Annotated in this window: 24 protein-coding genes and 1 riboswitch; all 24 genes read left to right on the forward strand. The window is 44.9% G+C overall.

What is annotated here, in order from left to right:
• Positions 1-32: 32 nt before the first annotated feature.
• The 24 genes from AB1L17_RS14010 (at position 33) to AB1L17_RS14125 (ending at position 26,318) form a co-directional block, all read left to right on the forward strand.
• Positions 33-1,727: a phospho-sugar mutase gene (locus AB1L17_RS14010; protein WP_412845534.1), complete on the forward strand. Its 1,695-nt coding sequence runs from the start codon at positions 33-35 to the stop codon at positions 1,725-1,727.
• A 20-nt stretch (positions 1,728-1,747) separates the two neighbouring features.
• Positions 1,748-2,623 (forward strand): UTP--glucose-1-phosphate uridylyltransferase GalU, encoded by an 876-nt coding sequence (galU, locus tag AB1L17_RS14015; RefSeq protein WP_412845436.1) that lies wholly within the window; start codon positions 1,748-1,750, stop codon positions 2,621-2,623.
• Between the two features lie 149 nt (positions 2,624-2,772).
• Complete coding sequence (locus AB1L17_RS14020) at positions 2,773-4,059, forward strand: glucose-6-phosphate isomerase (RefSeq protein WP_412845437.1); 1,287 nt, start codon at positions 2,773-2,775, stop codon at positions 4,057-4,059.
• A gap of 399 nt (positions 4,060-4,458) precedes the next feature.
• Positions 4,459-5,400: an accessory Sec system S-layer assembly protein gene (locus tag AB1L17_RS14025; protein ID WP_412845438.1), complete on the forward strand. Its 942-nt coding sequence runs from the start codon at positions 4,459-4,461 to the stop codon at positions 5,398-5,400.
• A gap of 99 nt (positions 5,401-5,499) precedes the next feature.
• Entirely contained in the window at positions 5,500-6,462 is a 963-nt protein-coding gene (locus AB1L17_RS14030) for an SLAP domain-containing protein (protein ID WP_412845439.1), read from the forward strand.
• Positions 6,463-6,500: 38 nt separating this feature from the next.
• Positions 6,501-7,496, forward strand: a complete 996-nt coding sequence (locus AB1L17_RS14035) for an SLAP domain-containing protein (protein ID WP_412845440.1) — start codon at positions 6,501-6,503, stop codon at positions 7,494-7,496.
• A 180-nt stretch (positions 7,497-7,676) separates the two neighbouring features.
• On the forward strand, positions 7,677-10,250 hold the full coding sequence (locus AB1L17_RS14040; protein WP_412845441.1) for a S8 family peptidase: 2,574 nt from the start codon (positions 7,677-7,679) through the stop codon (positions 10,248-10,250).
• A 60-nt stretch (positions 10,251-10,310) separates the two neighbouring features.
• Positions 10,311-10,412: riboswitch (SAM riboswitch) on the forward strand.
• Positions 10,413-10,545: 133 nt separating this feature from the next.
• On the forward strand, positions 10,546-11,751 hold the full coding sequence (gene metK / locus AB1L17_RS14045; RefSeq protein WP_412845442.1) for a methionine adenosyltransferase: 1,206 nt from the start codon (positions 10,546-10,548) through the stop codon (positions 11,749-11,751).
• A 152-nt stretch (positions 11,752-11,903) separates the two neighbouring features.
• Entirely contained in the window at positions 11,904-12,920 is a 1,017-nt protein-coding gene (locus tag AB1L17_RS14050) for a polysaccharide deacetylase family protein (protein ID WP_412845443.1), read from the forward strand.
• Positions 12,917-14,059 carry a sensor histidine kinase gene (locus AB1L17_RS14055; protein ID WP_412845444.1) on the forward strand — a complete coding sequence of 381 codons (1,143 nt, stop codon included), beginning with the start codon at positions 12,917-12,919 and terminating at the stop codon, positions 14,057-14,059. Before AB1L17_RS14050 ends, AB1L17_RS14055 begins: the two co-directional genes overlap by 4 nt.
• Before the next feature lie 33 nt (positions 14,060-14,092).
• Positions 14,093-14,800 (forward strand): response regulator, encoded by a 708-nt coding sequence (locus AB1L17_RS14060; protein ID WP_412845445.1) that lies wholly within the window; start codon positions 14,093-14,095, stop codon positions 14,798-14,800.
• A 70-nt stretch (positions 14,801-14,870) separates the two neighbouring features.
• Positions 14,871-15,236 carry a glycosyltransferase gene (locus AB1L17_RS14065; RefSeq protein WP_412845535.1) on the forward strand — a complete coding sequence of 122 codons (366 nt, stop codon included), beginning with the start codon at positions 14,871-14,873 and terminating at the stop codon, positions 15,234-15,236.
• 139 nt (positions 15,237-15,375) lie between these two features.
• A complete protein-coding gene (locus tag AB1L17_RS14070) occupies positions 15,376-17,346 on the forward strand; it encodes an ATP-dependent helicase ComFA (protein ID WP_412845446.1) in 1,971 nt (656 codons plus the stop codon).
• Positions 17,343-18,122, forward strand: coding sequence for a ComF family protein (locus tag AB1L17_RS14075; RefSeq protein ID WP_412845447.1), 780 nt, complete (start codon positions 17,343-17,345; stop codon positions 18,120-18,122). The genes AB1L17_RS14070 and AB1L17_RS14075 overlap by 4 nt, the downstream gene beginning before the upstream one ends.
• 86 nt (positions 18,123-18,208) lie before the next feature.
• On the forward strand, positions 18,209-18,637 hold the full coding sequence (locus AB1L17_RS14080; RefSeq protein ID WP_412845448.1) for a TIGR03826 family flagellar region protein: 429 nt from the start codon (positions 18,209-18,211) through the stop codon (positions 18,635-18,637).
• Positions 18,638-18,746: 109 nt separating this feature from the next.
• Positions 18,747-19,022 carry a flagellar biosynthesis anti-sigma factor FlgM gene (gene flgM, locus AB1L17_RS14085; protein WP_412845449.1) on the forward strand — a complete coding sequence of 92 codons (276 nt, stop codon included), beginning with the start codon at positions 18,747-18,749 and terminating at the stop codon, positions 19,020-19,022.
• Positions 19,023-19,094: 72 nt separating this feature from the next.
• Positions 19,095-19,586, forward strand: coding sequence for a flagellar protein FlgN (locus AB1L17_RS14090; protein ID WP_412845450.1), 492 nt, complete (start codon positions 19,095-19,097; stop codon positions 19,584-19,586).
• A gap of 12 nt (positions 19,587-19,598) precedes the next feature.
• Complete coding sequence (flgK, locus tag AB1L17_RS14095) at positions 19,599-21,086, forward strand: flagellar hook-associated protein FlgK (RefSeq protein WP_412845451.1); 1,488 nt, start codon at positions 19,599-19,601, stop codon at positions 21,084-21,086.
• Positions 21,087-21,103: 17 nt separating this feature from the next.
• Positions 21,104-22,006 carry a flagellar hook-associated protein FlgL gene (flgL, locus tag AB1L17_RS14100; RefSeq protein ID WP_412845452.1) on the forward strand — a complete coding sequence of 301 codons (903 nt, stop codon included), beginning with the start codon at positions 21,104-21,106 and terminating at the stop codon, positions 22,004-22,006.
• Positions 22,007-22,026: 20 nt separating this feature from the next.
• Positions 22,027-22,605 carry a DUF6470 family protein gene (locus AB1L17_RS14105; protein ID WP_412845453.1) on the forward strand — a complete coding sequence of 193 codons (579 nt, stop codon included), beginning with the start codon at positions 22,027-22,029 and terminating at the stop codon, positions 22,603-22,605.
• Positions 22,606-22,618: 13 nt separating this feature from the next.
• Positions 22,619-23,035: a flagellar assembly protein FliW gene (gene fliW / locus AB1L17_RS14110; protein ID WP_412845454.1), complete on the forward strand. Its 417-nt coding sequence runs from the start codon at positions 22,619-22,621 to the stop codon at positions 23,033-23,035.
• Positions 23,036-23,048: 13 nt separating this feature from the next.
• Complete coding sequence (csrA, locus tag AB1L17_RS14115) at positions 23,049-23,297, forward strand: carbon storage regulator CsrA (protein WP_412845455.1); 249 nt, start codon at positions 23,049-23,051, stop codon at positions 23,295-23,297.
• A 177-nt stretch (positions 23,298-23,474) separates the two neighbouring features.
• The gene (locus AB1L17_RS14120) at positions 23,475-24,296 is read left to right on the forward strand and encodes a flagellin N-terminal helical domain-containing protein (protein WP_412845456.1); all 822 of its coding nucleotides are present in this window, start codon (positions 23,475-23,477) and stop codon (positions 24,294-24,296) included.
• A gap of 81 nt (positions 24,297-24,377) precedes the next feature.
• Entirely contained in the window at positions 24,378-26,318 is a 1,941-nt protein-coding gene (locus tag AB1L17_RS14125) for a tetratricopeptide repeat-containing glycosyltransferase family 2 protein (protein WP_412845457.1), read from the forward strand.
• Positions 26,319-26,323 lie beyond the last annotated feature (5 nt).

Consider the following 26,323-nt stretch of genomic DNA (forward strand, 5'->3'; position numbering starts at 1 on the left):
AGGGGAGTTTCCTGTTAGGAGTGTAAGCAATGATGGAATATCAGATCGCCTATCAACGATGGTCACAATTTAAGCAGTTGGAGCCGGAATTGAGAACTGAACTACTCTCTGTTACGGATGAAAAGGAGATTGAAGATCGTTTCTATCGTTTTCTTGAATTTGGAACTGGCGGACTGCGCGGGGTAATTGGAGCGGGAACGAATCGCATCAATCGTTATACGGTACGGCGTGCGACAGAAGGGCTTGCCAATTATTTAATTGAAAACGTAGACAATGCTAAAGAAAAAGGCGTTGTCATTGCCTACGATTCTCGACAGATGTCTCCTGAATTTGCAGAGGCAGCCGCAGGGGTATTGGCTAGGAACGGCATAAAGGTGCATCTGTTCCAGGAATTACGTCCGACACCTATGTTATCGTTTGCTGTTCGATACTTGAAAGCTGCCAGTGGGATTGTACTGACAGCAAGTCATAATCCACCAGAATATAATGGTTACAAGGTGTACGGTGAGGATGGGGGACAAATTCCTCCGATGGTAGCGGATGGGATATTAGAAGCTATTAATCGTGTGGAGAACGAATTGACGATAGAATTCGTCTCGCAAGGTGAAGGAATTGAAAAAGGACTTATTCATCTATTGGATGAGGAAATTGACGCAGCATACACTGAGAGCTTGCTTTCTCTTTCTTTACAGTCAGAGTCAGTTAAGAAAGTTGCAGATGATTTTCGAATAGTGTTTACACCTCTACATGGTACAGGTAACAAACCAGTTAGACGGGTCTTGAAAGAAATGGGTTTTAAACAAGTATATGTAGTTCCCGAACAGGAGCAGCCGGATCCATTTTTCTCAACAGTCTCGTCTCCTAATCCGGAAGAACGACAGGCATTCGATCTGGCACTGTCTTTAGCCAAGGAAGTAGATGCTGATATTGTGTTAGGAACAGATCCCGATGCAGATCGTGTCGGTATTATTACAAAAGATTTGAATGATGAATACGTAATCCTGAATGGTAATCAGACTGGAGCATTGCTATTGCATTATCTTCTTGAACAGAAGAGTAAACATGATGGAGTTCCTGCGAATGCTGTTGTACTGAAAACCATCGTAACCTCTGAAATCGGTCGTGGAATTGCTTCAGCCTACAATGTAGATACGGTTGACACCTTAACGGGGTTTAAGTTTATCGGTGAAAAAATCGAAGAGTACAATACTTCGGGAGAATATCAATTCCTGTTCGGATATGAAGAAAGTTATGGTTATTTAATTGGGGATTTTGTGCGGGACAAAGATGCTGTCCAAGCGGCGATGCTTGCGTGTGAAATGGCTGCTTATTACAAATCACTCGGTAAGACACTTTATCAGGTTTTAGAAGAAATTTATAAGCAGCATGGTTATTTTATTGAGGATCTCTCCTCTTTCACGTTAAAAGGGAAAGAGGGGCAAGAAAAAATAGCGGGCATTATGGATAAGGCGAGGAAGAATCCATTTTCCAATATTGGTTCTATTGGCGTGAGTACCCTAAAAGATTACTCCCTAGGCATTGATGGATTACCAAAGTCAAATGTCCTAAAATACTTTTTGGAAGATGGAAGCTGGGTCGCAATCAGACCATCAGGTACAGAGCCTAAGATTAAGTTTTATTTTAGTGCGGTAGATAAACAGAAAGATGCTGCCACTATCAAACTTGATATGCTAAAAAGCTTTGTAACAAGTCTTGTAGAAAATTAACAAAAATGAGGTGGTCGGATATGATTAAAAAAGCGATAATCCCGGCTGCAGGGCTAGGTACGAGATTTTTGCCGGCAACAAAGGCACAGCCTAAAGAAATGCTTCCTATTGTAGACAAGCCGACGATTCAATATATAGTAGAAGAGGCAATTGCTTCAGGTATTGAAGATATCATCATCGTAACCGGTAGAAATAAGCGGGCAATTGAGGACCATTTTGATCGCTCGATTGAATTAGAACTGAATTTGCAGGGGAAAGAAAAACATAGTTTGCTACAAATGGTTGAATCTATTTCTAATATGGCTGATATCCATTATATCCGACAAAAGGAAGCGCTCGGTCTTGGACATGCAGTTTATTGTGCCAGAAAGTTTATTGGAAACGAGCCATTTGCTGTTCTTCTTGGAGATGATATCGTTCACAGCCAAAAACCATGTTTACAACAGATGATTGAAGTATTTGAGAGAGAGCAGAAATCTGTTATCGGTGTTCAACGAATTGATTGGAAAGATACCGAGAAATATGGGATTGTAACACCTGGAGAGAACTTGGGAAGAGAAACAGAAGTTCTTGACTTGATTGAAAAACCAAAGGAAAATCCACCTTCGAATCTTGCGGTTGTGGGAAGGTATATTTTGCAGCCTCAGGTTTTTGATTATTTGGCTATTACTTCCCCAGGTGCTGGTGGTGAAATTCAACTGACCGATGCCTTAAAAGAGTTAGCGAAGGATACCGGGATGATCGCATTGGAGTTTGAAGGAAAAAGATATGATATTGGAGACAAACTTGGATTTCTTCAAGCAACAGTAGAGTTTGGGCTATTAAGCGAAGATATTAGATATGATTTTATGAATTATTTGGATCAACTCATTAATCATGAAAAAATAGTAAAATAGATAGGTGTTATGTCAGAATGAAAGACTTTTCGCTTTGTAATCCTAAAGTGGAAAGTTTTTTTGTTTGTATAGTACATTATGCTTCTGAATATCAACTTAAAACCGATATTAAAAATAGTGTATAGAGAAGATAGTAGGGGGAGATTAGAATGGGGCTATCTTTCAATTTTTCAAATGCGCTATCCTTTATCGATAAAAAAGAGGTAGACAATCTCAGCGAACTCGTAAAAGAAGCGCATGATTTCCTTCATGAAAAGATGGGACCCGGTTCTGACTACCTTGGATGGGTAGACTTGCCACTCAGCTATGATCAAGCAGAATTTGAACGAATCCAAAGGGCAGCAGAACGCATTAGAAGGGATTCCCAGGCGTTTATCGTCATTGGGATCGGGGGATCGTATCTAGGAGCTCGTGCCGCAATTGAGGCGCTAACTCATTCGTTTTACAATCAGTTGAATGGTTCGACAGAGGTATATTTTGCAGGTCACAATATGAGTACCAGATATCTCACTCATCTTCTTGAAGTATTAGAAGGAAAAGATATCTCTATTAATGTCATTTCGAAATCGGGGACCACGCTGGAAACGGCGCTAGCATTTCGTTTATTTAAGGATTACATAGAGAAGAAATACGGAAAAGAAGGCGCAAGAAAACGAATATACGTAACGACAGATAAATCCAAAGGAGCTCTTAAAAAGCTCGCAGACGAAGAAGGTTATGAAACCTTTGTGATCCCTGATGATGTGGGTGGAAGGTATTCTGTTTTGACGGCAGTAGGGCTTTTGCCAATGGCCGTTGCTGGGCTTAATATAGAACAAATGATGGAAGGTGCAAGAGCAGCCTCTCATCACTATAACAATCCAGACTTATGGAGTAACGAGAGCTACCAATATGCAGCCGTACGAAATGTATTGTATCGAAAGGGTAAGACTATTGAATTGTTGGTAAGTTATGAACCATCCCTACAATATTTATCAGAGTGGTGGAAACAACTGTTTGGCGAAAGTGAAGGGAAAGAGCATAAAGCTCTATTTCCTGCCTCCGTTCAATTTTCTACTGACTTACATTCTATAGGACAATACATACAAGATGGTAGACGGGATTTAATCGAAACCGTACTCTTTGTTAATAGTCAACAAGACCAACTATTCATTGAATCTGACCCTGCGAATATCGATGGATTAAACTACTTGGCGGGAAAAACGTTTCACGATTTGAATCAGATATCCTTCCAAGGGGTGATCCGTGCCCACGTCGATGGTGGAGTACCAAACCTCAGTATCGAACTCGATGAAATAAATGAATATACTTTCGGTGAATTAATTATCTTTTTTGAAAAGGCATGTGCTGTGAGTGGGTATTTGTTAGGGGTAAACCCATTTGATCAACCGGGTGTAGAGGAGTATAAAAAAAATATAAAAGCATTACTTGGATAATGAAATCGGTAGACAAAATCAGGGCAAAAGCCCTGATTTTCTGTTTTCTTAAGAATACGAAAAAAAGAGCCAACTGAACCAGTCAGTTGGCCAAAAGAAATTCCCCAAGTTATTTGTTTAGACTCCTATATTTTATCAATTAAAAACAAGGATGTAAACTTTATCTGATTATGGAAATCAAATACAAAACGCAATTCTTCCATTCCTTGACATCCCCTGCTTCGTACGGGTATCCTAACATAACTACTATTACGAATGGCTCTGTTCGATGGTTGCACAAACCGTTTATTTGCAGCTTGTAATGCCAAGTTTTCTATGTTGCAAAAGGATACCACTATGCTATAGTGGATGACGAATGTAAACTATATATAGATGTAGAGAAAAGTTGGGAGCGACGACATGTTATCCTTCTTGAAGAATTTAATGGGGAATAAACCAACAACGAAAGAGGTACAAGAGCAGGTTCAGGAGGAATCGATCTTGACCGCTTCTGATACCGCACAGTCACACCAAGAAGAGGACCAGGCACAGGATGCAGCTTCTGGCGTTATGACAACGCTCTCCTTGCATAAATCATGGGAAGATAAGCTTACTCCACAGGAGAAGTATTCGCTTTCCTTTATGGCGCAAGAATTAGCTCCGCTGCAGGAAGGGAATATCTCCCTGGCAGGGACAGCTCTTGTTCCACATGATGATGGGATCGAAGTGACAGCGTTCATCCGGAACAGTTCTGATGAGCCTGTACAACTTAATGAGACGACACTGGTGGTACTGTTCGGTGATCAGGAGCTTTTTACTCGCCAGACGTTTGATCTGGGCGAGATCGGGGAAATTCCACCGCGTTCCGCAAGACCGTGGTCGTTTGTATTTGCTAGAGAACACTTCTTAAAAGTAGATGTTCTGTTGGCCAATTGGAAAATTGCTTTTGAATTGGCCGAAAAGAAAATGGTTCTGCCACAGCAACTAGAGCTAGAGGAATCATGGATTAAGGCGCTGTCTGAAGAACAGAAAACTTACTTGATTCAGTTAGCCAAGAATCTTCCTGCATTAAAAGAGGGAGAGGTCAATATACAGAGTGTGCAGCTTGGACGATCCCCAGAAGGCGATCTTCATGTCATGCTTCTGATAAGAAACGGCTCTGCGCAGTCCCTTTCCTTTGAAAGATTACCGTTGGCGCTGTTTGATGCGAGTGGCGATAAAGTGGCAGAAGGTTCATTTGAACTGGGTAACCTGACGGTAAATGCAAATACGAGTAAACCATGGCTGTTTATTTTCCCACCAGAAAGCATCCAAATGGAAGATCCTGATTTGTCCCGCTGGAAAGTAAGCGTGCCACAATAGGACTGAGTTTTCGACAGGCCAATTTGCATGGGCTAGTCAAAAACGTTTATGATGATAAGAGAAGCTTCGTTCGTGTCCGGACGTGTGAGGAGGTATCATATGTTTTCTTTTATGAAGAATTTGTTAGGTAAGGATCAACAGAAGCGCTCGTTAGAGGATCTTAAAAAAGAGATTCAGGAAGAATCGACAATTGATTTAGCATCCATGACAAGCGACGAGGTCGAAATGGACAGTCAAGCAGGGCAGGAAAACCTTGCAGCGAAGGCTGAGAAAATTCGAACGGAACTATCCTTGAACCCGATTTGGGAAAGTGAGCTGGATTCGGAGAAAAAGTACACGCTTCGCTTTTTGCAGGCAGAATTGCCTGAGATGGTACCAGGCATGATTAGTGTAACTGGCTTCAGTATGATTCCACAGCCAAATGGAATGACTGTTGCTATGTTTTTCCGCAATTCCACGAATAAGCCTGTGCGTATTAAAAATGTAAGTTTAGCCATTTATCTAGATGATAAGCCGTTTGCACGTGTGAAGGTAGATTTGTCTGATATGGGTGCCATTCCTCCGCAGAGCAGCCGTCCATGGGAGATTTTGTTCCCGGAAGAAAGCTATCTGCATGACAATTTCTCATTTAGCCGCTGGAAAGTGGTTATGAAGGCTGGCAGAAACACGCATGTTTGGCCGCGTACACTGGAGCTTGATCCGGAAATGGAGAAGCGCATGACTGATCGTCAAAAGGACCGTCTAGAAGCACTGACACAGTCATTGCCTTTGATTCCTATTAATACTGTAGAAATATCGGGATTTGACATTCGGAAGACGGATGAAGGAAACTTGGTGGTAGGCATGCTTTTCCGAAATGGTCTAAGCCAAGATTACCGTCCGGAAAAACTCAAAATGACGATTTCGGATGCAGATGGAGATGTAGTTGCGACAGGCTCTCTGGATGCAAGCTCCATTCGAGTGAAGCCTGGATATAGCCGTCCGTGGCTGATTGTCTTCCCGCCTAAATTTGTGAAAAAGCCTGATGCCGACCTGAAAAGATGGACGCTTGACGTAGAGTAGCGCGAATTTTTCAGGTATGGGAAAGAGGAGGTTGTCTTATGAGTTGGTTATTGGAGAATTGGTTTGGTTCCAAGGAGAGCTTGGAGCAAGTACGCGAAGATATTCATGAGAATCTTCATAGAGAGTTTTATTTGGGTGTATCTGGACTGGATAACCCGCAGCAATCTGCGAACCGTGTGGAATCGAAGGAACTGTTTTTGGTGATGAACGGTCCGTGGGAAGCTCAATTGGATGACGCTGAGCAGGAGCTATTGCAATATGCTCACGATGAAATGCCTCCAGTTGTTCGCAACGAAGTCGGCATCATTCCGTTCTTTACGCAGGTTACGAATGAAGGGTATTTGGTTTTGACCTACATTCGTAATGCGACCGACCGCAGTGTTTTGCTGCAAAAGCTCCCGCTGTCTTTGATGACAGAGGAAGGTGTAGAAGTAGCGAGAAAAACATTTGACCTGATTGCATCGGGTCCTGTGGGAGAAATGTCCAGCCGTCCGATGGAATTTATGTTCCGTTGGGATGAGTTCGCCCATATCCCTGAAAAAGAGATCCCTCTGAAGCTGGCTTTTATCAAGCCTAAGAAGCATGAAGTAGAGGATAATCAAAATTTTAATTTGGGTCTGAGCACGGATGAGTCTGAGCAGTACTTGCAACAGGCTGCAGAGAAATCTCCAATTGTAGAGGGCGAAGTAGATTTGCAAGTTCTCGACATTAAGCCAGGAGAAGATAACGGCCTGAAAGTTGTCGTTGCTTTCCGTAACGGTTTGGAGAAACGTCTGGAATTTACCGAAGTGCCCATTATCGTTCATGATAAAGCGGGCGATACAGTAGCGCGTGTACATTTCACCCTGGAAAACATGAAGGTAGAAGCGAAGAGCCATCGTGTATGGGCGTTCAATATTCCGTTCTCCTCCTTTAAAAAAGAAGAGGTAAGTGTAGAGGAACTGACTGCCTTTATTCCAAAAGCGCAGCAAAGAAAAAAAGAAAAAGCTCAGGTAGCACCTGAAGTAGAAGACAATAAAGGTTTGTTACAGTAAGAAGAGAACCCTTTTTGCCGATGGTGAAAAGGGTTTTTCTTCTGTTAAAGTGTTCCAAATATTGGGTAATCAGGGTTGCGTGTCCCCCTTTGCATCCGCTATGCTAGGACGAGAAGACAAATACCTGAATTCCTTTTAGACTGCTACTTTTGCAGGGGAGAGAAGGAAGGACTGTTTTACATGAAAAAATCAGTGAACATGTCAGTGGCTGTTACATTAACCGTCACACTCATTATGGCAAACAACCAATCGGGCTTGGCAGCAACTCCAGCAGCCAATGACTACTATTTGACTAACCAGCTGCACTTAAGCCAAATCAAAGCAGACAAGGCATGGCCAACCGTAAATAGCAATGAGCAGATTACGATAGCTGTGTTGGATACTGGAGCGGATTATAAACACCCTGATTTAAAGGACAACCTTTTGCCAGGTGTGAATCTCGTCAATCCCGGGAGGTCAGCACAGGACGACAACGGGCATGGAACAGAAGTAGCTGGTGTTCTTGCTGCAAGCGGAAATAATAACATCGGTGTTTCTGGGGTCTTGTGGAATGCCAAGATTTTGCCGATTAAAATCTTGAACAGCAAGGCGCAATCCGATGAGGAATTGATTGCGAAAGGCATCAATGTTGCTTTGGATCGTGGGGCCAAAGTCATTGTGATGTCAATTAGCAGTATGGCATACTCCAAGTCGATGACAGCAGCTGTGCAACGAGCGGAGAGAAGCGGGGCTGTGTTGGTTGCGGCAAGTGGTAATGAAAGTAGCCGTGTGGCGTATCCAGCTGCGTACCCAACAGTCGTAGCGGTAGGGGCTGTGAGAAGCAACAACCAAGTACTGCCCCAGGCTAATACGGGGCCTGAACTGAACCTGGTAGCCCCTGGTTTTAATGTATACACTACGAAGCTTGGTGGGAAATACGGTTCTTTTAGTGGTACTTCAGCCGCAGCACCGCAAGTCGCTGGTGCAGCTGCGCTCATTCTCGCTCGTCATCCAAAGCTTAGTCCATTTGATGTAAGGCAATTGCTATATCAAACGGCGACAGATTTGGGGGAGAGAGGCTGGGATCTGAAGACAGGATACGGCTTGCTGGATGTGAATAAGGCAGTGAAAACTGCGCTTTCTTACGACTTTTTAGAGCCGAATAATTCCCCCTCTAAAGCAAAGGCATTTCCAATTGAGTCACAAATACGTGGTAATTTGGGACCAAAAGATACAGTAGATTGGCTGAGGATGGACATCCCTTACGATGGAAAGGTCAGCTTTACGGCTACAGTGACATCGGGTATTTCTTCAGCGATGGCTGCTACCTTTTACCCGGATAATCGTCCGCCGATTACACAGTACTTCGGCAACGGCGATACCGTAACCGTCCCGGTCAAGGCGGGAAGAATGGACATCCGGTTGATGCGTAACGGTGGAGTCAACAGCGCTTTTACCTACGTGTTGACGAGCAAATTTACCATCAACCCGGACAGAAACGAACCAAATGATACACAAGAGACAGCCAGACCACTCGTGGGGAACCAAATCAGCGTAACAGGTAATTTTCACGATGAGGGGGATCCGGATTGGTTTTCCTACTACGTTCGTGAATACGGGTATTTAGATATCTCTGTTAGCCCTGATAACAAGCGGGTGGATATGCTTCTGGGTCTTGGTAAACAAGAGCCTGGGAAAAAAACAGTAGTCTGGGATCCTGAATACGATAATGGAACGAAAGACAATCCGACTGAGCGTGTCCAAAAAGAAGTGTCACCGGGTAAGTATTTCATCCGTGTGAGTGAGTATTCGCGGAATGCGGTGAATGGTAATTACCAGCTGGATCTTGGGTATACGCCAGTAAGAAAAGACCTGAATGAGCCGAATGACACCTATCAGAAAGCGTCTCCGCTAAGCGGCGGGACCGTGATGACAGGGACATTCCCGACGGCAACAGATTCTGACTGGTTCCACTTTACTGTTAATAACGAATCGTATGTGACGTTTCGAGCTCCGTACATTCCTGTCGACAGTGGCTTTCGATTCGCACTCTACAGTGATCGAAACATGAACTACGCGCTTGCTTCGACAAATGAAGTAGCGGAGCTGTCCAGTAGAGGACATGACATTATCGGTTTGCGTTTGCAACCAGGAAAATATTATGTTCGACTCAATAGCGGTAGTCCGTTCAAATACGAATCGTACCGCATGACGGTAACCCAGCAGAAATTGCTAGCAGGCTATCGCGACATTTCGGACCACTGGGCGCGCTCGGAGATCGTCCGCCTCAGCTCTCGCGGTATTGTAAATGGGTTTAACGACGCGTCGTTCAAGCCCAATCAGGCAGTGACCCGCGCGGAGTTTGCGACGATGCTGCTCAAGGCCATGCGTGCTACGGGGTCTAAGGTAGCGACAACCTACACAGGCAAAACGACCTTTCGAGACATGTCAAAACGCCACTGGGCTTATAATAACCTGGGGGTAGCCTATCAATTAGGAATTTTGAAAGGGTACCCGAAAAATGAAATGAAGCCGGATCAGCAGATCTCGCGAGCAGAGATGGCTGTTATGATCGCGCGTGCACGCAATGTTTTGCTGTACAACCGCAATCATTCGAATTATCAGGATGTGCCAACGAGCCACTGGGCTTCACCAGCCATTGAAGCTTTGACATCTAGAAATTGGGTAAGCGGGTATGGCTCTAGCTTTAAACCAAATGGAAGGGCAACACGTGCTGAAGTCGTGGTCTTGCTTTCCAAAGCCTATCAATTGTAAGCAATCTTTGCCTATTGACACCATAGAAAAAAACAATTATTCTATATTCCGTAATGGATACTCTTATCCAGAGCAGGCGGAGGGACTGGCCCTATGAAGCCCGGCAACCGATCTCGAGCGGTGCTAACCAGCAGAACGGACATCTGTTCTGGCCGATAAGAGGATGAAGGAAGCAAAAAACGCTCAAACCTTTTCCTCCCAAAAGATGGAAAAGGTTTTTTATTTGCGTTTACGTAGATAAAATCCTGACTCGGCTACCACACTATTTGTATGAGGTCAAAGGAGGTATTTTCTCATGGCTTTGCAAAAAGGTCGTCGTCTGTTTACATCCGAATCTGTAACCGAAGGACATCCGGATAAAATTTGTGACCAAATTTCCGACTCCATCTTGGATGCGATCCTGTCCAAAGATCCAAACGCTCGCGTTGCTTGCGAAACTTCCGTAACTACCGGTTTGGTTCTCGTAGCAGGTGAAATCACTACAAACACATACGTAGACATCCAAAAGCTCGTTCGTGAAACCATTCGTGAAATCGGTTATGACCGTGCGAAATTCGGTTTTGACGCTGACACTTGCGGTGTTATTACTGCAATTGGCGAGCAGTCCGCTGACATTGCACTTGGTGTAGACCAAGCATTGGAAGCACGCGAAGGTAAAATGACTGACGCGCAGATCGAAGCAATTGGTGCTGGTGACCAAGGTTTGATGTTTGGTTTTGCTTGCAATGAAACACCTGAGCTGATGCCACTTCCGATCAGCATGTCTCACCAATTGGCTCGTCGTCTGACTGAAGTACGTAAAAACGGTACGCTTGCTTACCTCCGTCCTGACGGAAAAACACAAGTAACCGTTGAGTACGATGGCGACAAACCAGTTCGTATTGACACAATCGTTATTTCTACCCAACATGCTCCTGAAACGACTTTGGAGCAAATCAAGCAAGATCTGGTTGAACAAGTAATCAAACCTGTTGTTCCAGCTGAATTGTTGGATGCAGATACCAAATACTTCATTAACCCAACTGGTCGTTTCGTAATTGGCGGACCACAAGGGGATGCTGGCTTGACTGGCCGCAAAATCATCGTAGATACTTACGGCGGTTATGCTCGTCATGGCGGCGGTGCGTTCTCCGGTAAAGATCCAACAAAGGTTGACCGTTCCGGTGCTTACGCAGCTCGTTATGTAGCGAAAAACATCGTAGCTGCTGGCCTCGCAGACAAATGTGAAGTACAAGTTGCTTACGCTATTGGTGTAGCACAACCAGTTTCCATCGCAGTAGATACTTTCGGTACGGGTACGATTTCCGAAGAAGCTCTGGTAACATTGGTTCGCAAACACTTCGACCTTCGTCCTGCTGGTATCATCAAGCAGCTCGACCTGCGTCGTCCTATCTACAAGCAAACAGCGGCATATGGCCACTTCGGACGCAATGACCTGAATGTTCCTTGGGAGCAAACAGACAAAGCAGAAATCCTGAAGCAAGAGGCTGCTCAACTGTAATATTTATGAATGGCATAGAAAGAGCCTGGTATTGCTACTGGGCTCTTTTTCTTTTTTAGGAGCAAAGTCATCCAATTATTGGGCCGTTTGTTGCACAGGAATTGGTAGGACTGTGTCGAATCTCCTAGGGAGGAAGTAGAGGAGGGGTTTTTTTGCCGAACAGAAGGCTCTTCCTGATCGTATTTCTTACTTTTTTGTTGCTTGCAATGGCGATTGGATTATTAGGCGGCTCTATATTGGAAAAAAAGAATACACAAGAAGTGCAACCTTTTCCCCAAGTGGATACGTCTATAAGCATAAGTGAGACAAAAAATGCTGAGCCAAACGTCACACCAACAGAAGAAGCAACGGTTCAAACGAAAAAGTGGTATAACAATCAGGTCGTGGTTTTGACGTACCACCATGTCATGGATCAATCAAATCAGCGGTATGTCATAGCTCCTGATCAATTTGCCCGACATATGAAATTTTTACACGATAACAACCTGAATCCAATTTCGCTGGATGAATTCCTAAGATTTATGGAGACGGGTACCTTACCGACTGAGAATGCTGTTCTGATTACGTTTGACGATGGGTACGAGAGTTATTACACAAAAGCATTTCCAGTCTTACGTACATATGGCTACCCGTCAGTGAACTTCGCGATTGCGGGTCGCTTACGAGATGTAGCCGACCGAAAACGGGAGAATATGACGCCGCCACTTACGCGTCAACAGGTAAACGAAATGATTCATTCGGGACTGGTTTCGATCGGTTCCCACACGTACAGCCTGCATGAAGAGGAAGAACGAAATGAATGGGGCGAGCTGGGGCCGGAAACAGCTCCAGTCTATCTGAAGGACTTGCAGCGTTTAGAGGACGAGCAAGAGTACAGAGACCGCCTCTATGTGGATTTCAGTATATCTCGTGCCAGTTTAAGCGAATGGATGAATCAACAGGTAGAGGCCATCTCGTTGCCTTTTGGTTATACAAGTCCAATCGTACTGGAAACAGCCCGTCAAGCTGGCTACCGCTATGTATTTACATCCAACCGTGGATTCGTGAAAAAGGGAACAGATCCTTTTGCCATTCCACGTAATGACATGGGACTACGAGATGTAGATGAAACGCACCTCCAACAGTTGTTCACGAAAGCTAAAAATGAGTTTGAAGGAGAGCAATCATGAACAAAGCGATAGACATCAGCGTGCTGGACGGGGTGATCAAGCGAACAATTGAAACCGTAGAAACGAGTAAAACCCAAATATTTGATATAGCAGAAAACGCCAGACAGCATGGCAATTCGTTGAAGTTTGATTTACATGAACTTCGACAAGAAATTTCCAAAGTGATTCAAAAAGTCGATGCGCTCGAGCTCGCGTATCGCAAATCGCGGAACAAGCTTGTTCTGGTCAGCCGCAATTTTCATATGTACACGGAGGAAGACATCCGAGTTGCTTATGAAGAGGCGAGCCGTATTCAGGTAGAGCTATCGATTTACCGCGAGCGGGAAAATAATTTAAAGCGCAGAAGAAATGATCTTGAGCGTCAATTGCGTACCTTGGAGGAAACCATCGTCCGTGCGGAAAAGCTGGTTTCTCAAATGGGTGTCGTGCTGGGTTACTTAACAGGTGACTTAAGTAAGATAGGCGAAGCGCTGGAATCGGCTAAGCAGCATCAATTGATGGGCTTAAAGGTGATCCAGGCCCAGGAAGAGGAACGCAAGCGTGTCGCACGCGAGATTCACGACGGCCCAGCCCAATCGATGGCGAATGTCGTGCTGCGTTCGGAAATCGTAGAACGTATGCTGAAAAACGAGCGTATTTTGGAAGCTCAAATGGAACTTCACGAGTTGAAGGAAATGGTCCGTTTGAGCTTGGCAGATGTCAGAAGGATTATTTTTGATTTGCGCCCAATGGCTTTAGATGATTTAGGTTTAGTACCAACCCTGCAAAAATATATCCAAACGTGCGAAGAGCGTATTCAGTCTTCGATCGATCTGGTAGTATTTGGTGTGGAGCCTCCATTGCGCAGCTCGGTAAAGGCTGCAATCTTCCGGTTGGTTCAGGAATGTCTGAACAACGTGGAGAAGCATGCAGGGGCGGCTACAGTCCAGGTGAAGCTGGAATTTGTACAGGATTCGTTAAGCCTTATCGTCAAAGATGATGGGGTCGGATTCGATCTGGAAAAACGCATGGCGAATGGCAACTCTTTTGGACTCTTGGGAATGCGTGAGCGCGTACAGCTCCTGGAGGGCAGTGTCGAGCTTCAATCCGCTCCGGGAGAGGGAACCAAGGTTATATTCCAAATACCGATAAAAATGTGACATGATACGTAAATATGTACTGGGGGATGAACCATGGATAAGAGACAGCAAGAACTCCGCATCGTAATTGTGGATGACCATCAATTGTTCCGCGAAGGCGTCAAACGAATTTTGGAAATGGAAGAAGATTTCAAGGTCGTCGGGGAAGGTGCGGACGGTGGAGAAGCCACAGCATTGGCGGAAGAGCACAAGCCGGACGTCTTGTTGATGGATATTAATATGCCGCATATCAATGGCGTCTCTGCTGCAGAAAATGTCATTACCGTAAGTCCGTCTACTCGAGTGATTATGCTCTCGATTCATGATGATGAAGGCTATGTGTATCGTACACTGCGCTCCGGAGCGTCTGGCTATTTGCTGAAGGAAATGGGGACGAGTGATCTCGTTGACGCTGTCCGTGTAGTTGCAAGTGGAGGCGCATACATACATCCAAAGGTGACGGGCAAGCTGATTGAAGAATTCCGTCGTCTGAGCGAGCAGGAAGGTACGGCAGAGCGCAGCTTCTCCGTAGACGACTCGCAAACCATCGATCCAAAGGTGATCGAATCACTCACCCGTCGCGAGCGGGAAGTGCTGCAGTTGATGGCAGAAGGAAAAAGCAACCGTGCCATCGGAGAATTCTTGTTTATTAGTGAGAAAACGGTTAAAAACCACGTGAGCAGTATTTTGCAAAAGCTCAATGTTCAAGACCGGACGCAAGCTGTTGTCATCTCCATTAAAAACGGCTGGGTGAAACTGTAGGATTCACATCCTAGTTGCACTCTGTTCAAGCCGTGCGGCATACCTTGGTATAGGAGGAGGTATGACCGTGATGGAAGAGCTGATTGTATGGCTTTTGGCAGCATTTGGCTGCTCCTCTTTGTTGGTAATGATCGCGGAGCGCTGGACCAATCGGACAGATAGCGTGAGCGAGCTCCCGTATGAGCATTATCGGTTGCTGGTACACAATTCGGAACAGGTGCTGGAACGTGTAGTGAGGAGTCTGCTGTTTCGCTCGTATTGGAGTGGCAGACCTATCCGAATTACCTTGATAGATGATGGCTCTGACGATGATACGAAACAGATGGCTGCCGTCTTGACTCGTTATCCGTACGGACATTTTTTGGGAGACGCGCATGATGATAGGACGGCTGGAACCATCGTTATTGATCTGCGGGAGAAAAAAGAGGGAGCATAAAGATTTGGGAGCAAGTATATCGAGCTGTCGACAACATGTCGGCGGCTTTTTATTTTTATGTCCATCGTACGGAAAATTATTTGCCGGACCTGTCTGTCTTTTTGCACACTATGAGCAAGAGGCGGAGGGTGGGTAGCGTATGCGCGAGTACTTGCTGTATGTCAAAGCTTGCAGCGAATCGACACAACAGGTGCAGACCTATGTCACACCGAGTTTTTCTGTTGATCGTTCTTTTTGGCAGGAGAGGGAGGGCTGTGTACTTCATGTCATCGGGAAGACAGCGTCGCTTGCTTTGGCTTTTTCCTTGCGTGAGAAGATGAACGGGCATTTGATGGAACGAGTCAGCAAAGGACGGAAGCTGACAGATGGGGATATAACAGAGTTGAGATCGCTGGCAGTTAACAGTGTATGTGAAGCGAGTCGTTTATATGGGCGGGAAGCAGTGAACGTACAGGAACGTCGGGAACAGGGGTGGTTTTCTTGGGAGCCAGTCGAGGCGAGTGTGGAAGTCCCGCATCAGAGGAACGATTCTTCGAGGAAATTGCCTTTGGGTGGTCGCGAGCTTCTTCGAAGGACTTCATCTCATGAGAATTCGGAAGTGATCGCCTTGAGTGAGCTTCTGGATGGGCGTGCGCTCCTCTGGGAAGAAATCGAAACCTTGCTGAGAAAGCGAGGGGTGGAGATACGTGATGTGTCAGCTATTTTGCATTCATTCGTCCTCGCAAATAAGGCAGAGTGGCGATCTGGTATTCGTTTTCAGATTGCAAAAGGCTGGTGGCGCAATCGATTAGAGTGGGTCTGCGAGCGCTGCGGAAGCGTGGGGGAGAAGCTGGAGCTGACCTATTGTCATACATGTGAGCAAGGCTGCGCTTATTGTACAGCCTGTTTGGGGATGGGCAGGAGCAAATGCTGTACGCCCTATTTTTTAATGGCGGTGGGGGCTCGATTGATCCGTAACACAGACTCCATACAGAATGTATCGAGGGTGGAGTGGACGGGGAAGTATTCGGTAGACCAAGCACGGGCAGCTGAGCGAGCGCGCTGTTTTGTAGCCAATCCGCGGCTGGGACTGTCGGAGTTTTTGATCTGGGCAGTGTGTGGAGCTGGCAAAACTGAATTGCTCTTCCCTTCTGTTACTGAAGCGCTTGCTGCTGGTGGTCGGGTGTTGATTGCGACACCCCGGAAGGACGTTGTGCTGGAGCTAGCCCCTCGCATTCAGCGAGTGTTTTCCGGTGCCAAAGTGATTGCAGTCCACGGCTCTAGCTCGGAGAAGTGGGAAGAGAGTGACATAACGATAGCGACCACGCATCAGGTCATGCGCTATTACAGGAGGTTTTCGCTGGTGGTGCTCGACGAGGCGGATGCGTTCCCTTATCATAACGATCCGATTTTGTACCGCGCTCTGTCCAGAGCCGTGCAAAAGAATGGAAAGTTGCTTTATTTAAGCGCGACACCTCCGAGATATTTGCAAAAGCGGCTCGTTAGAAAAATACGCCCAACTGCTACTTCGTCAGCTACGATACCGCTTTTCTCTGATACGCATGTTCTTTTGCCTGGGCGCTATCATGGGGCAGCACTTCCTGTTCCCAAGATTATTACGGTACAAGGGTTACATAAGTGCGTTCAGACGAATCGAGCGGTGGTTCCATTTACTGAAGCGGTAAGTGCATCGCTGGAGGCAGAACGACAAGTTTTTGTGTTTGTCCCGCGTGTTGATGAGGTGGACAGGGTACTTGCGTATCTGCAGAAGTGGCTTCCTGTTCATGCGGGGCAGATGGCCTGTGTCCACGCGGCAGACCCAATGCGGGAGGAAAAGGTACTCGCTTTTCGTGAAAAACGTTATACAGTCATGGTGACGACAACTATATTGGAGCGGGGTGTGACCATACCGAAGAGTGACGTAGTAGTGTTAGGAGCGGAGGCACCTGTATTTGACGAGGCGTCTTTGGTGCAGATAGCGGGGCGAGTAGGCAGATCTGTCGATGATACGACGGGTAGCGTGTTATTTTTGCAGGCTGATCGCGCTACTGCTCCAAAGCAGGCGGTTAAGCAAATTACACAGATGAACCACTTGGCTCAACGTCTTGCAGAGCAAAGAGGCCCTTCATGATAGGTGGAGCGTGTGTTCGTTGTGGTGGGTGTATAATAGCGATTCAGAGAGAAGCGGTAGTACGTGAAAAGGCGCGACTGATATCCAATCAAGCCAGTTATCCGACCATCTACCGGATGGTAAAGGGAATATCATTGTGTGGGGGCTGTCTTGAGGAACTACCGTTTATTCGTGATGATATTTGCCAGCAGTGTGGACGAGATATGGAGTTTGAGATTCGTATTGGCAACGGAGGGCTATGCAGGGATTGCGTTCATGGAGAAGTTGGGCAGACTTTGCTGGTAAATCGGAGTTTGCTTCGTTACGACGATGGAGAGAAGGATCTGTTAGGTTTGTTCAAATATCGCGGTGATGAGCGGTTAGCTGCTTACTACGGAGCGCTTTTGGCGATTACGGCTCAATGCTTTTACAGATCTATTGGATTTACCTGCATCACGACGGTACCCCTGCATTCACAACGTTTGCGGGAGCGCGGCTTCAATCAGGTGGATTTGCTGGCTCGCTACTTAGGCACAGCGATAAAAACTCCGGTCAGACCGTTGCTTCGCCGAACGAAGGACACACCAAAGCTAAGCAAGCAGCGAGGGCGCGTCGCCCGTCAAGAAAGCATGCGTGAAGCTTTTGCGTGGGATGGAAAAGAGATGGACCCCCGCTCTAAAGTTTTACTCATTGACGATATTTATACGACTGGCTCTACGCTACGTTCGTGCGCGAGGACAATCAAAGCACATGTGGGGACAAGCTGTGAAATCTACTCCTTGACAATATACCGATAGCCAGTTTGGAAAAATTAAGCTATGATGTAGGCATATAACGGATGTGGAAGCTTATGAACTTTCTGAACGGAAAAGGGGTGTCCGATATGTCTATGGGCAAGTTGGCAAACTGCTCGCGGTGTGATGCTGTATTTGTACAAGCCGTCCGTGACATTTGCCCCAAATGCTATCAAGAAGTGGAAAAAGAATATGAAGCATGCGCCCGATTTTTGCGCAAGCGCGAGAATCGCGGATCGAATATTCACCAGGTGAGTGAAGCCACAGGCGTGAGTGTGAAGCAGATCACGAAGTTTATCAAGGAAGGTCGGATTTCTGTAGCCGGAAGTCCCAATCTTGGCTATCCTTGCGAGCGCTGCGGTTTCTTGATTCGATCAGGCAACATTTGCGAATCTTGTCTAAACGGATTGAAGCACGAAATCACGCAACAAAACGAGGTAGAGCAAAGGCTGGAGGAATTCCAACGCGCCCAACTGGCGCAGGCCGCATATCGAAGAAAGCAGAATAGTGACGAATAGTTTTGTGCAAAAAAACTAATCGTACTCAATGAAATTGCCGATGATACTACTAAGAGGTGTCATCGGTTTTTTGTATGGGAAACCGGTGGTATGAGAGGATGGTAATCAGATGCGGATTAATGAACCTAACCGCGTCGGGATGATTAATGCTTACAACAAGACAGGAAACAACCAGGTAGGCAAAAGCGGCAAAATCCCGATGGGCAAGGATGAAGTAAACATTTCCACAGAAGCGCTGGAAATGCATAAGCAAGTTGAAGATGTGAGCTCTCCACAGCGTCGGGAGAAAGTGGAGCAGTTGAAGAAGCAAGTGGAGGAAGGAAAATATCACGTCCCAAGTGAGCGGATCGCTGATAAGCTCCTGTCCTTTTGGAAAAAGCTTTAGTTCAGATCAAAAGAGGACTTTTTGAACAGCCTCTTTGAATAGTTTTCGATGGAAGATGAGGAGAAGCAAGGAATGGATAGACTCTACGATCTGCTCGACAACTTGATCCAGTTGCACAAGGCCTTGTACACCTTGGCCACGCACAAGAAAGAGGTGCTGGTAAAAGGAAAAGTAGATGAACTGGTAGCCATTACGCGCCAGGAGCAAAAACTGATCAAGGGCATCACGGAAGCAGAAGCAGCCCGCCAGCAAGTCGTAAAAGAACTGACAGCACAGAAGGGCTTTGCGCTGCAAGAAGGCACACTGGCTGAATTGATCAAGTTGACGACCAGTGCGGAAGAGAAGATGCGACTCACTTCCTGTCGTAATGAGCTAAGCCGGATTGTCACCGAACTGCGCGATGCCAACGACCTGAATCAGCAGTTACTGGAGCAATCCCTTTCTTTTGTAAACATGACGCTCGACCTGATCACCGATACACCCGAGGACGACTTCATCTACGGCAGACCGACCTCAGATACGTATCGTCAGGCTAATCGAACTTTTTTCAACAAAAAAGCGTAAAGAGGTGTCGAAATGCGCTCTACTTTTCATGGAATTGAAGTGAGTAAACGCGGATTGTTCGCTCAACAGTCTGCGTTGAATACGACTGGACATAATATTTCGAATGCGAATACGGAAGGGTATAGTCGCCAGCGCGTGAATATGCAGGCTACGACTGGGTTGCCTTATGTGGGGATGCATGCGAGTATTGAGCCGGGTATATTGGGGACTGGTGTGCAAGCGACTAGTATTCAACGACTGCGGGAAGAGTTTTTGGATATTCAGTATCGGAATGAGCATAAGCGTCAAGGACTCTGGGATGCGCGTCTGGAAACGTTGGAGAAGCTGGAAGGCATCATGAACGAGCCTTCTGATACAGGCTTGCAAAAGGTCATGGACCAAATGTGGCAAGCATGGCAAGACTTGGCGAAAGACCCGACTGATACATCGGCTCGTGCGGTTGTTCGGGAACGAAGCAAGGCAGTAGCAGATACATTTAATACGTTAACCAATCATATTAAAGAAGTGCAAACTGATCTGAACAACGTGGTAAATGTAAAAGCAATGGAGATCAACTCCTTGGGCCAGCAAATTGCCAATTTGAACAATCAAATTTCAAACGTTGTGCCACATGGTTATGAGCCAAACGACTTGTATGACCAACGTGACGTACTTCTGGACAAGCTCTCTAAACTGGTAGAAATCAGAGCAACACAAACAACAGCAGGCATGGTTAATGTGACGATTGAAGGACGCGACTTTGTTACAGGAATTACTTCTCAGCCTGTAGCTACTGTACAAAACCCAGCCACGGGCTTGAGTGACATGACATTAGGCGGGGCAACGTTTGTACCGACAACTGGCTACATGGCAGGAACCTTCCAATCTCGTGATCAGATCGTACCAAACATGCTAAAACGTTTGGATGTTTTGGCAGTGAATATTACGAAAGAAATCAATGACCTGCATCGGGCAGGACGAAGTTTGAATGATATTAACAATGGTACTGTACAGGATCTTCCATTCTTTGTAGATGCGAACTCACTGGCAACTAACCCAGCTTCAAAAATTTATCCAACAAGTGCATCCAGTCTAGTTGTAAATCCGGAGATTATGAAGAGCTTGGACGCAATCGCAGCAGCACAAGAAGAGGCAGGCGGCACTCCTGTAGGGAATAATAAGAGCGCTCTTGCCATTGCCTCCATTAAGTTCAAGGTTTTGGCTGCAGGTACGGGGCCGAATGACTTGGCAGAAAGCTCTACTTTGGATAACTACTATCGTTATACAATCAGCCAATTAGGTGTCGATTCCCAAGAAGCCAAGCGGAACCAGTTGAACTCCGAAATGCTTGTCGGTACTGTTGACAGTCAGCGTCAATCGGTTTCTGGTGTATCGATCGATGACGAGATGGCAGAAATGGTGAAGTATCAGCATGCGTACAGCGCATCTGCACGTGTCATGACAAGCATGGACGAAATTTTGGATAAAGTCATCAATGGCATGGGCCGGGTTGGCCTCTAATTAGGAGGGTATAGATTATGGCGGTACGTGTAACGCAGAACATGCTGAATAGTAATATGCTGCGGAATTTGCACAATTCCATGCGTAATATGGATAAACTGCAGCAACAGCTATCATCGGGGAGCAAAATTGCAAGACCATCTGATGATCCTGTAGTAGCTGCGCGGGGGATGTTTTATCGGTCCTCGTTAATGGAGAATGACCAATACAGCCGAAATGTGGATGAAGCTCAGTCTTGGATGGACATGACCGATGCTACGATGGATGAAGTAGGGAATGTGCTGAAACGAGTTAAGGAGCTTCTGGTTTATTCTGGGGATGGGGCGGTTTCACCGGATGATTTAAAAACTATGGGATCCGAAATTAAAGAATTGAAGAATCATCTCGGAACTCTGGCGAACCAACAGATTAATGGCAAGTACATTTTTGCAGGTACTGAAACGAATAAACCTCCATATGACATGACAGCAAATGGTGGTAAGGGAGATTTTGTAAGTACAAATAGTTCTCCTATTAATCTAGAGGTAAGTCAGAACGTATTTGTTACATCAAATATTAATGCTCAAAATCTATTCAACTTCCCAAATAACGGTAGTAATATGTTTAAAGTCTTGGACAGTATTATTACTGAACTCGACAATGGTAGGAGTGCCGCGCAATTTCAGAATGCAATGAGCCAGCAATTCGACAAGCTCTTGGCAGAGCGAGCTTCGTTAGGTGCAAGTGTCAATCGCGTAGAGCTTATTGCAGAGCGTTTAAAATCCCAGGAAGTAAGCATCACTGGTCTCATGTCCAAAAATGAAGATGCGAACATGGCGGAAGTAATGACAGAACTGAAGACGCAAGAAGGTGTGCATCAAGCAGCTTTAGGTTCTGGAGCACGAATTATACAGCCGACACTTCTGGATTTCCTACGTTAATGAAAAAATGAGGTGGGCGTATGCAGATTCCTCAGCTTAGAATGGAAAGCTCATTTGCTCAATTAGGGCTAAATACTATAAAGACAACTCATGAAATAAAGCAACCTCAGGCAGAAATGAATCTTCGTCAGCAACCAGCTGAGCTTATGATAGAGCAAGCTCGGACCGATTTACAGATTGATTCTAGTCAGGCTCGGGCCAATATTGGAATTATGACTTCGATGCAGTTTAGTGATAATATCGCCTCTTATGGTCGACAAAAAGCCATGCAAGCTATTGTGGAAAAGAGTCAAGAAGGCGATCGGTTGATGAGGATTCATACCAAGGAGAATGCGATTGCATCAATTGGCAGAGAACGAGGTATGCGTGCGCTGGAGAGCGGTTATACTCCACCAGCATCTTCTGGTGATGAAGGTGTTGAGATCAATATTCAGTTCAAGCCTGTAGTTATCAATGTAAAACGAAATGGGATGAGCATGGACCCAGTGATCCGACCGCCTGAATTCACGTATATAGCGGGCAAAGTAGAACCATATATGCTACAGTATAATAGCCTAAAAATAGAAGTCGTTGGTAGCCAGCTGGACCGAATGATGTAAGTGAGGGGAAAACATGAACGCAAGTCAGCAAGTGGAATTGGGCAAGCTATTTTTTGAAGACGGCATTCCTGGATTTTCTCATTTGCAGTTTTTTCAATTGATACAGGAAGAAGAAAGTCCCTTTTTTTTAATTCAGTCTACAGAAGAAAAGGATATTGGTTTTTGGGTGGTAAATCCTTTTTCTTTCTTTCCTGATTATCAATTTACTCTCCCTGAGGTATCAAAAGAGGCGCTACGTATGGAAGCGGAGTCTCCTGTCGCTGTGTTTTCTATCGTTACCATCCGTGGCAAAAATCAAGCTACTATCAATTTGAAGGCTCCTATCGTGCTCAATTTAGCCAATCGAATGGGGAAACAGGTCATTTTGCAGGAAGATTCGTATCCTATCCGCCAGCCATTGTTCTCGCAACAAGCTGCGGATACTGAATAGGTGGTGTCCAAACATGCTGGTCCTTTCTCGAAAGAAAAATGAATCCATAATGATTGGTGACACCATCGAAATCAAGATTATTTCGATTGATGGTGATCAAGTACGGATTGGGATCGAGGCACCGCGTAATTTGGATGTGTATCGGAAAGAAATCTACGATGCGATTCAAGAGGAGAACAAGCTCGCTACAATACAGGAGACAGATTGGTCAGCGCTAAAATTACTTATGCAAATGAATCAGAAACAGAGAGATGGTCAATAGCCCATCTTTTTTTGCAAAAAAATGATGAAAAAACTCAAAATATGCTAACGTTCAATGAAAAAGATACCGATAATAAAAATGTAGGGATAAGTTCGCAAGCGCGCGATTGCAACAGGTCCCAAAATTCAGCAACAGCCACAGGGACGTGGCTGTCGAACACTCAAGGAGGAATTTTACATGATTATCCAACACAATATGTCGGCAATCAACACTCACCGTCAACTCGGCGTTAACGCTGGTAACCTGGGTAAAAACGTTGAGAAACTGTCTTCTGGCTACCGCATCAACCGTGCGGCTGACGATGCTGCTGGTCTCTCCATCTCCGAGCGTATGCGTGCACAAATCCGTGGTATGGATCAAGCTTCCCGCAACTCTCAAGACGGTATCTCCCTAATTCAAACGGCTGAGGGCGCTCTGCAAACAGTTAACAATATGCTGGTTCGTGTAAAAGAGTTGGCTACGCAAGCTGCTAACGGTACTTACAGCGCTACAAACGATTTGAAACGAATCAATGAAGAGCTGACTGAACTGACTGCAGAGATTAAAAACATTCAAGACAACACTAAATTTAATGGTATCGAATTGCTCAATGGTAACGCAGGCACGATTTCTTTGCAAATTGGCCAAGAAGCTTCTCAAGTATTGGCGCTGGATGCAGGTAGCTTTGACCTGAGCAACGTATACACCACAGTTAACGGTTGGGATCTGGACACTCAATCCAAAGCTAAAGATGTATTGAGCGGGATTGATGCACAAATCAACGCAGTGAGCTCCGCACGTTCTTACTTGGGTGCGAACCAAAACCGTTTGGAAAACACGATCAATAACCTGAACATTACTTCCGAGAACCTCACAGCTGCTGAATCCCGTATCCGTGACGTTGATATGGCGAAAGAGCAAATGCAGTTCACGAAGAACAATATCCTTACTCAGGCAGCTCAAGCAATGCTTGCACAAGCAAACCAACTGCCACAAGGTGTATTGCAACTTCTCCGTTAATCATAAGTCTAGAAAAGAGAGCAAGGGCTTCCTTGCTCTCTTTTTAAAATTCATTTGTGTACAGAAAGGACTTATCGCTCCATGAAAATAGCTGCTTGTATCATTACCAAAAACGAAGAAAAAAACCTGCCAGTGTGTCTAGATAGTGTAAAATCAATTGTTTCCGAAATGATTGTAGTGGATACAGGTTCTGAGGACGGAACTGTTGAGGTAGCAAAAAAATATGGAGCGAAAGTATTTTTCTATGACTGGGTCGACGATTTTGCAGCAGCTAGAAATTTTGCGATTGAACAAACAAAAGCCGACTGGATCATTTTTTTAGATGCGGATGAGTATTTTTCTCCTGATTGTGTGAAATATGTAGTGGGTGCAATTGCGGAAGCGGAACAAAAAAAAATGGACATGATAATTTGCATGATGTCCAATATTGAAAAGCAAACAGGGAAAATAATCTCTACTAATTTACATATACGTATTTTTCGGAATCATCCTCAAATTCGCTATGTGGGTGCTATACATGAGCGAATTGTAAGATTAGACTCTCCGGCGCAAGCGTTGGATGTCCAACAGGATATAACTATTATCCACACAGGATATAGTGAGGAAAATTTACATAGCCAAGAAAAAGGGAAACGCAATTTAGAGATCTTGTTTAAAGAATTGGATAAAAGACCTGACAGTTTTGATATATTATATTATATTTCTGAGTCGTATCTGGTGGATAATAAATTTGAAGAGGCACTTGATTTTGCCTTGCGCGCTCAACAATATCAGAACTCCGACTTAAAAGGTGTATATGAGAACAACTACGTAAATATTTTTCGATGCTTCATCCATTTATCCAAGCCGAAAGTTGCGCTTTTACAAAAGATGCAGGAAGCAATTAAAGCATTTCCAAAACACCCCGATTTCTATCTTTATCTAGGGGATTTTTACAAAAAAGAAAATCGCTATTTAGATGCAATTGAAGCTTATTTAACTGGTTTGAAATTAATGGAGCAGACCACCATTGTTCAGTCAGGTGTATTTGCCACAACAGTGAAAGTATTGGATACAGTTGGACATTTGTACAGCAAACTGAAAGACTGGAATAAAGCTGTAAATTACCATGTACAGGCACTTCAGGTTGACAAATATCTTTACTCTTCATTAGTGAATCTCATGAAGATTTTAGGTAGATTTGAAAAATCAGATAGCATTATTACTTTTCTGATAAAACTTTATGATGTAAAAAACAAAAAAGATTGCTTATATATATTGAAGGCTTCTTTAGAAACAAATAATACGACCATTGCTGGTCATATTTTAACCCTATTACAAGGCGACGCCTCAGAACTTAAAGAGTTTAAAGCTCTGTATTTATTCTTAAGTGGAAACTATTCAGATTCCTTCACGATGTTCGATGAGTTGTATTACGAACATAAAAAAATAGAACATGCATATGGGGCTATATGTGCTGCATGGAGAAGAAATGATCATAATGGTCTGATTCAGCTTGGAGAGAGTTACGCGAACGAACAAGATTTAAGTGAGATTACGTTGAAAATAATTGGAGATCATTCTTCTGTACAAATAGATAAGAAAAAGATGTATTCCTTCTTGATCCACGTATGTGGAGTTCTAAAGATAACTGAATACAAAGCTCTTGGACAAATAACGAGAGACAACCAGCTTTTATTAGAAATGGGTAACTACCTTTATTACGAGGAAGAGTACTTGGAAGCTTATTACTTCTACAATGAATACCTTGAGCAAGAGGCGGCGGCTCCGGAGGAATTACTAGCAGACCTATCTTATAAAGTGGGGGACTGTTTGTTGCAATGCGGCCAAAATGAGTATGCATGGCTCTTCTTGCAAAAGGCGTTTACCATTGCACCGGAAGACTATCGAATTTACGGACCGATAATTGAGGTAGCCAAATTGATTAGTCGTCAGAAGGATGTCTATACAATGCTTGAGAAGGCAATCGAATTATATCCCGATTCAAACTTTTTAGCAGTTCAGAAGGAAGAATTAAGTTGAGTTAG

Source organism: Brevibacillus jepli, from assembly GCF_047229145.1.
GTDB lineage: Bacteria > Bacillota > Bacilli > Brevibacillales > Brevibacillaceae > Brevibacillus.

Coding starts and splice junctions, on each gene's coding strand:
- AB1L17_RS14010 (WP_412845534.1), top strand. CDS start 33: ATGGAATATCAGATCGCCTATCAACGATGGTCACAATTTAAGCAGTTG.
- galU (WP_412845436.1), top strand. CDS start 1,748: ATGATTAAAAAAGCGATAATCCCGGCTGCAGGGCTAGGTACGAGATTT.
- AB1L17_RS14020 (WP_412845437.1), top strand. CDS start 2,773: ATGGGGCTATCTTTCAATTTTTCAAATGCGCTATCCTTTATCGATAAA.
- AB1L17_RS14025 (WP_412845438.1), top strand. CDS start 4,459: ATGTTATCCTTCTTGAAGAATTTAATGGGGAATAAACCAACAACGAAA.
- AB1L17_RS14030 (WP_412845439.1), top strand. CDS start 5,500: ATGTTTTCTTTTATGAAGAATTTGTTAGGTAAGGATCAACAGAAGCGC.
- AB1L17_RS14035 (WP_412845440.1), top strand. CDS start 6,501: ATGAGTTGGTTATTGGAGAATTGGTTTGGTTCCAAGGAGAGCTTGGAG.
- AB1L17_RS14040 (WP_412845441.1), top strand. CDS start 7,677: ATGAAAAAATCAGTGAACATGTCAGTGGCTGTTACATTAACCGTCACA.
- metK (WP_412845442.1), top strand. CDS start 10,546: ATGGCTTTGCAAAAAGGTCGTCGTCTGTTTACATCCGAATCTGTAACC.
- AB1L17_RS14055 (WP_412845444.1), top strand. CDS start 12,917: ATGAACAAAGCGATAGACATCAGCGTGCTGGACGGGGTGATCAAGCGA.
- AB1L17_RS14060 (WP_412845445.1), top strand. CDS start 14,093: ATGGATAAGAGACAGCAAGAACTCCGCATCGTAATTGTGGATGACCAT.
- AB1L17_RS14065 (WP_412845535.1), top strand. CDS start 14,871: ATGGAAGAGCTGATTGTATGGCTTTTGGCAGCATTTGGCTGCTCCTCT.
- AB1L17_RS14070 (WP_412845446.1), top strand. CDS start 15,376: ATGCGCGAGTACTTGCTGTATGTCAAAGCTTGCAGCGAATCGACACAA.
- AB1L17_RS14075 (WP_412845447.1), top strand. CDS start 17,343: ATGATAGGTGGAGCGTGTGTTCGTTGTGGTGGGTGTATAATAGCGATT.
- AB1L17_RS14080 (WP_412845448.1), top strand. CDS start 18,209: ATGTCTATGGGCAAGTTGGCAAACTGCTCGCGGTGTGATGCTGTATTT.
- flgM (WP_412845449.1), top strand. CDS start 18,747: ATGCGGATTAATGAACCTAACCGCGTCGGGATGATTAATGCTTACAAC.
- AB1L17_RS14090 (WP_412845450.1), top strand. CDS start 19,095: ATGGATAGACTCTACGATCTGCTCGACAACTTGATCCAGTTGCACAAG.
- flgK (WP_412845451.1), top strand. CDS start 19,599: ATGCGCTCTACTTTTCATGGAATTGAAGTGAGTAAACGCGGATTGTTC.
- flgL (WP_412845452.1), top strand. CDS start 21,104: ATGGCGGTACGTGTAACGCAGAACATGCTGAATAGTAATATGCTGCGG.
- AB1L17_RS14105 (WP_412845453.1), top strand. CDS start 22,027: ATGCAGATTCCTCAGCTTAGAATGGAAAGCTCATTTGCTCAATTAGGG.
- fliW (WP_412845454.1), top strand. CDS start 22,619: ATGAACGCAAGTCAGCAAGTGGAATTGGGCAAGCTATTTTTTGAAGAC.
- csrA (WP_412845455.1), top strand. CDS start 23,049: ATGCTGGTCCTTTCTCGAAAGAAAAATGAATCCATAATGATTGGTGAC.
- AB1L17_RS14120 (WP_412845456.1), top strand. CDS start 23,475: ATGATTATCCAACACAATATGTCGGCAATCAACACTCACCGTCAACTC.
- AB1L17_RS14125 (WP_412845457.1), top strand. CDS start 24,378: ATGAAAATAGCTGCTTGTATCATTACCAAAAACGAAGAAAAAAACCTG.